The following is a 6,000-nucleotide window of genomic DNA, read 5'->3' on the forward strand; positions in this document are numbered from 1 at the left end:
GACATTTAAAAGAGGTAATGTAACATTTGTGTGTAAAATATGATAAATGTTAGGTTTTGAATTTAAAGATTATGGTTAGCTTTGTACTTTACTTATATAAATCATAAAATATTATGAAAAAATCCACAAAAAAGAGTGAGGCTTTATTATATCATGAATTGCCTACTCCAGGAAAAATTCAAGTAGTACCAACAAAAAAATATTCAACTCAACGTGATTTGTCGTTGGCATACTCGCCAGGTGTTGCTGAACCTTGTTTAGCAATTGAGGAAAACCCTAACGATGCCTATAAATATACTTCAAAAGGTCATTTAGTAGCTGTAATTTCTAATGGAACAGCAGTTTTAGGTCTAGGTGATATTGGTGCGTTAGCAGGGAAACCTGTGATGGAAGGAAAAGGATTGTTATTTAAAATATTTGCTGATATTGATGTTTTTGACATTGAAGTTGACACCAAAGATGTTGAAAAATTTATAGAAACAGTAAAAAATATTGCTCCCACTTTTGGAGGAATTAATTTAGAAGATATTAAAGCTCCTGAAGCTTTCGAAATAGAACGAAGATTAAAGGAAGAATTAGATATTCCTGTAATGCATGACGATCAGCATGGGACTGCAATTATTTCTGCAGCAGCACTAAAAAACGCCATAGAAATTACAAAAAAAAATATTTCAGAAGTTAAAATAGTAGTAAATGGAGCAGGTGCAGCAGCCATTTCTTGTACAAGATTGTATTTAGCCTTAGGAGCTAAACGAGCAAATGTTGTCATGTGTGATAGTAAAGGTGTAATAAGAAAAGATATTGAAAATTTAACCTCACAAAAATCTGAATTTGCGACAGATAGAGATATGTATACTTTAGAAGAAGCAATGGTTAATGCAGATATTTTTATAGGACTTTCCGTAGGGAATGTTGTAACTCCTAAAATGTTAAAAACTATGGCAAAGGAACCAATAGTTTTTGCAATGGCAAATCCAACACCTGAAATAGATTACAATTTAGCGGTAAAAACAAGAAAAGATATTATTATGGCAACTGGTCGATCAGACCATCCAAACCAAGTGAATAATGTTCTTGGATTTCCTTTTATTTTTAGAGGAGCATTAGATGTTAGAGCAACGGGAATTAATGAAGAAATGAAAATGGCAGCAGTACATGCGTTGGCTAATTTAGCTAAAGAATCTGTTCCTGAACAAGTAAATATTACGTACGGAGAAACAAGTATTCAGTTTGGAAAAGATTACATAATTCCTAAACCATTTGACCATAGGTTAATTACAGAAGTACCACCAGCTGTTGCCAAAGCAGCTATGGAATCTGGTATAGCAAAAGAACCAATTACAAATTGGGAAGCATATAAAGAATTGCTTGCAGATAGGTTAGGAGCTGGAAGTAAATTGATGAGAATGTTAATGGCAAGAGCAAAATCAGACCCAAAAACAATTGTATTTGCTGAGGCTGATCATTTAGATGTGCTAAAAGCTGCTCAAATTATTCATGAAGAAGGCGTTGGAAAACCTATTTTATTAGGAGATAAGACCATTATTAATGAACTTATGGAAGAAATTAATTTTGAAGCAGATCTTCCAATTATTGATCCAAAATCTGATGAAGAAGAAGAAAGAAGAAACAAATTTGCAAAGGCATACTGGAAAAAAAGACAACGCAACGGAATAACGCTATTAGCCGCACAAAAATTAATGCGAGAACGTAACTATTTTGCTGCTATGATGGTGAATGAATGCAATGCAGATTCATTAGTTACAGGGTATTCAAGAAGTTACCCATCAGTTGTAAAGCCAATGATTGAATTAATAGGAAAACAAACAGGTGTTAAAAAAATTGCCGCTACAAATATTATGCTTACTAAAAGAGGCCCAATGTTCTTTTCTGATACGGCAATAAATATCAATCCAACAGCAAAAGAATTAGCAAATATTACATATATGACATCGGTTGCAATTAAAATGTTTGGTTTTGAACCAAATATTGCAATGCTGTCATTTTCAAATTTCGGGTCATCAAAATCGCCTATGGTAGAGAAAGTTGCTCAAGCAGTAAAGTTACTACATGCGAAATTTCCAAAACTAACTGTAGATGGTGAGATTCAAGCCGATTTTGCTTTAAATCCTAAATTATTAAAAGAAAAATTTCCATTTTCAAAACTGAATGGAAAAAAAGTAAATGGGTTAATTTTTCCGGGGCTAGAATCAGCAAATATTGGTTATAAATTAATGAAAGAATTTAACGAAGTTGAATCAATAGGACCAATAATTATGGGACTTAAAAAACCAGTTCATATAATTCAGCTTGGAGCAAGCGTAGATGAAATTGTGAACATTGCCTGTGTAGCAATTGTTCATGCACAGGAAAAAGCAAAAATTAAATAATATTTTATACATTTGGAGTTATTAGAAAAAGTAACATATGATAACCCACATTAGAGGTAAATTAGTTGAGAAAAACCCTACGTATGCTGTAATAGAGACTAATGGTGTTGGTTATTTACTACATATATCGTTGAATACTTTTTCACTTTTACCTAATGATGAAGCAGTTTTATTATACACACATTTAGCTGTAAAAGAAGATTCGCATACACTTTATGGTTTTATAAATAAAACTGAGCGTGAAATATTTAGATTACTCATTTCAGTTTCTGGGGTAGGGCCAAGTATCGCTCGTACCATGTTGTCATCTATGACTACTGATGAAATTCAACAAGCTATAGCTTCAGGAAATGTTGGAGTTATTCAATCTGTAAAAGGGATTGGTGCTAAAACAGCACAAAGAGTTCTTATTGATTTAAAAGATAAAATACTAAAAAGCTTTGCAATTGATGAAGATTCCTTTGTTGAAAGCAATACGAATAAAATTGAAGCGTTATCAGCTTTAGAAGTATTAGGGTTTACTAAAAAACAATCAGAAAAAGTATTAGATAAAATTTTATTAGAAGATAAAACGGCAAGTGTAGAAACTTTAATAAAAAAAGCGCTTAAAAACTTATAAGATTTGGAGAAGAAACAATTTATATTTAACATATATATAGTGCTTTTTTTAGTGTTGTTTATACAATCAGCACAGGCACAAACTACACAAGATATAAAAACTGCTGACACCTCTAAAGTTGCTAAGACTAATGACACTTTAAATTTAAAATATCCTTTCAAAAGTGAAAAATCTGGAAGTTTATATTTGACAGACCCTTCTAAATCTGAAATTATTTACGATGCTGAGCTAGGGAAATATATGATTCTTGAAAAAATGGGTAACTATTTTGTAAAGCGCCCAATTTATATGACTCAAGAAGAGTATAAAGAGTATAGACTGAAAAAGGATATGCTTGAATATTATAAAGAAAAAATAAGTGCTACAAATAGTAAAAAAAGTGGAAGTTTAGCTGCTCAAAAAGATTTACTGCCAACGTACTATGTAAATTCAGGGTTTTTTGAATCTATTTTTGGCGGAAACACTATTGAAGTAAACGCACAAGGGTCTGTATTGGTAAAACTGGGAATGTTGTATCAAAAAGTTGACAATCCACAACTATCTGAACGTAACAGAAGTAGTTTTACATTTGATTTTAATCAAGAAATTAGCGCAAGTATATTAGCAAAAGTTGGAACACGATTAAAAGTAGGGGCACAATACGATACGCAATCAACATTCAATTTCCAAAATCAAATAAAACTAGAATACACACCTACGGAAGATGATATACTTCAAAAAGTAGAAGTAGGTAACGTAAGTATGCCTTTAAAAAATTCATTAATTGTAGGTGCACAAAGTTTATTTGGTGTGAAAACGCAATTAAAATTTGGGAAAACTACCGTTACCGGTGTATTTGCAGAACAAAAATCACAAACAAGGTCTGTAGCAGCTCAAGGTGGGGCTACTATACAAGATTTTGAGTTGCAAGCAACAGATTACGATGAAAATCGACATTTCTTTTTAGCACAATATTTTAGAGATAATTATAACAATGCATTAAAAGAATATCCTTTAATAAATAGCCCAGTTAATATTACCAAAGTAGAAGTTTGGGTAACTAATAGAAGTGCTTCGACTGTAGATATTAGAAACATTGTGGGTGTTGCAGATTTAGGAGAAGGAGATCCAACAAACATTGGACCTGCAAATGTGACACCAGTTCCAGGAGCAATATTACCAATAAATGAAGCAAACAATATTTCTTCAATATTAACAACTTCAAATGCTGTTCGAAAAATTGCTACGGTTAGTGATGGATTAGCGCCTTTTGCAATGCAACAAGGACGAGATTATTCGGTGTTAGAAAATGCCATAAAATTAAGACCAGATGAATTTACAATTCATCCACAATTGGGTGTGATTTCTTTAAATAGAAGATTGGCAGATTCAGATGTTTTGGCAGTTTCTTATGAATATACTGTAAGCGGAGATTCTGAAGTATATAAAGTTGGTGAATTTACAAGTGATGGAATTATTGCGCCAGACAATATTGTTGTAAAATTATTACGTAGTGAAATAATTAGTACTCAAATACCAATGTGGTATTTGATGATGAAAAATGTGTATTCTCTACAAACATATAGAATGCAACCGGATGGTTTTAGGTTGGAGTTATTGTATGCTGATGATGCTACGGGTGTACCTACAAATGTTTTACAAAATGCACAAACTACAGGTGTTTCAGATAAAACATTATTAAATTTATTAGATATTGATAGGTTAGACCAAAGTCAGTTTTTAACACCTGAAGGAGATGGTTATTTTGATTATGTTGAAGGAGCAACCGTAAATTCAGAGAAAGGATACATTATTTTCCCTACAGTTGAACCATTTGGAGAAGATTTAGCGGCTAAACTTACTGATATAGCTGATGAAACGTATGTTTTTAACGAGTTATATGATAGAACACAATCTGAAGCTAAAAACAATTTTCAGCAAAAAGATAAATACTTAATAAAAGGATATCATAAATCTGAAAGTGCTAACGGAATTCCGTTAGGAGCATTTAATGTGCCTCAAGGTTCAGTTAGAGTTACAACGGGTGGTAGAGAACTAGTTGAAGGTGTGGATTATGTAGTTGATTATCAAATGGGTAGGGTTCAAATTGTAAATCCAAGTTTAGAAGCCTCAAATGCGCCAATTCAGGTTTCAGTAGAAAATAATGCCGCATTTAATCTACAAACAAAACGTTTTTTAGGAATAGACATTGAACATAAATTTTCGGATAAATTTATAGCTGGAGCAACAATTTTAAATTTAAACGAAAAGCCAATTACTCAAAAAGCATTGTTTGGGCAAGAGCCAATTAACAATACTATTTTTGGATTAAATGCTAACTACGGAACGGAAGTTCCAAAACTTACAAAATGGGTAAATAAACTACCTAATATAGATACTGATGTTGCTTCTAACTTTTCAATTAGAGGAGATTTTGCCTATTTAAAACCAGGTTCACCAAAAAGAATTGAATTAGAAGGTGAAGCTACTTCTTATGTAGATGATTTTGAAGGGTCTCAAATTCCGTTAGAAATAAAGTCTATTCAACAATGGTACATGTCAAGTACGCCACAATTTCAAACTCAATTTGATTTTGGTGGAAATGAAACAGATTTATCGTACGGTTATAAAAGAGCCCGACTTTCTTGGTATATTATTGATCCATTATTTTATGGTGGTTCATCATTAAAACCAGGAAACATAGATAATGCTGAACTTTCACGTGCTGAGGTAAGGAGAGTTCGTTTTGAAGAACTATTTCCAGAGCAAGACTTAGATTTAACACAATCTACTATTGTTAGAACAATGGATTTAGCATACTTTCCAAACGAAAGAGGAAGTTATAATTACGATACAAATAATGTTGGAGGCGATGGAAAATTCACAAATCCGGAAGATAGATGGGGAGGTATTACAAGAGCTTTAACCACCACCAATTTTGAACAATCTAATGTAGAATACATTCAATTTTGGTTAATGGATCCTTATGATCATTATTCAATTACCAATGAA

At 32.3% G+C, this 6,000-nt stretch carries 3 protein-coding genes; all 3 read left to right on the forward strand.

All coding sequences use genetic code 11. The features are described 5' to 3' along the window. Positions 1–113 precede the first annotated feature (113 nt). On the forward strand, positions 114–2,390 hold the full coding sequence (locus GQ540_RS11645; RefSeq protein ID WP_291801231.1) for an NADP-dependent malic enzyme: 2,277 nt from the start codon (positions 114–116) through the stop codon (positions 2,388–2,390). A 37-nt stretch (positions 2,391–2,427) separates the two neighbouring features. Continuing rightward, entirely contained in the window at positions 2,428–3,009 is a 582-nt protein-coding gene (ruvA, locus tag GQ540_RS11650; protein WP_291801233.1) for a Holliday junction branch migration protein RuvA, read from the forward strand. Positions 3,010–3,012: 3 nt separating this feature from the next. Continuing rightward, a partial coding sequence (gene sprA, locus GQ540_RS11655; RefSeq protein WP_291801235.1) for a cell surface protein SprA occupies positions 3,013–6,000 on the forward strand: 2,988 nt, incomplete at its 3' end.

This window comes from Lutibacter sp. (assembly GCF_013139515.1).
Classification (GTDB): Bacteria; Bacteroidota; Bacteroidia; order Flavobacteriales; family Flavobacteriaceae; genus Lutibacter.

What these genes read in the sequence shown, in the direction of transcription:
- GQ540_RS11645 (WP_291801231.1), top strand. Translation starts at nt 114, where the DNA reads ATGAAAAAATCCACAAAAAAGAGTGAGGCTTTATTATATCATGAATTG.
- ruvA (WP_291801233.1), top strand. Translation starts at nt 2,428, where the DNA reads ATGATAACCCACATTAGAGGTAAATTAGTTGAGAAAAACCCTACGTAT.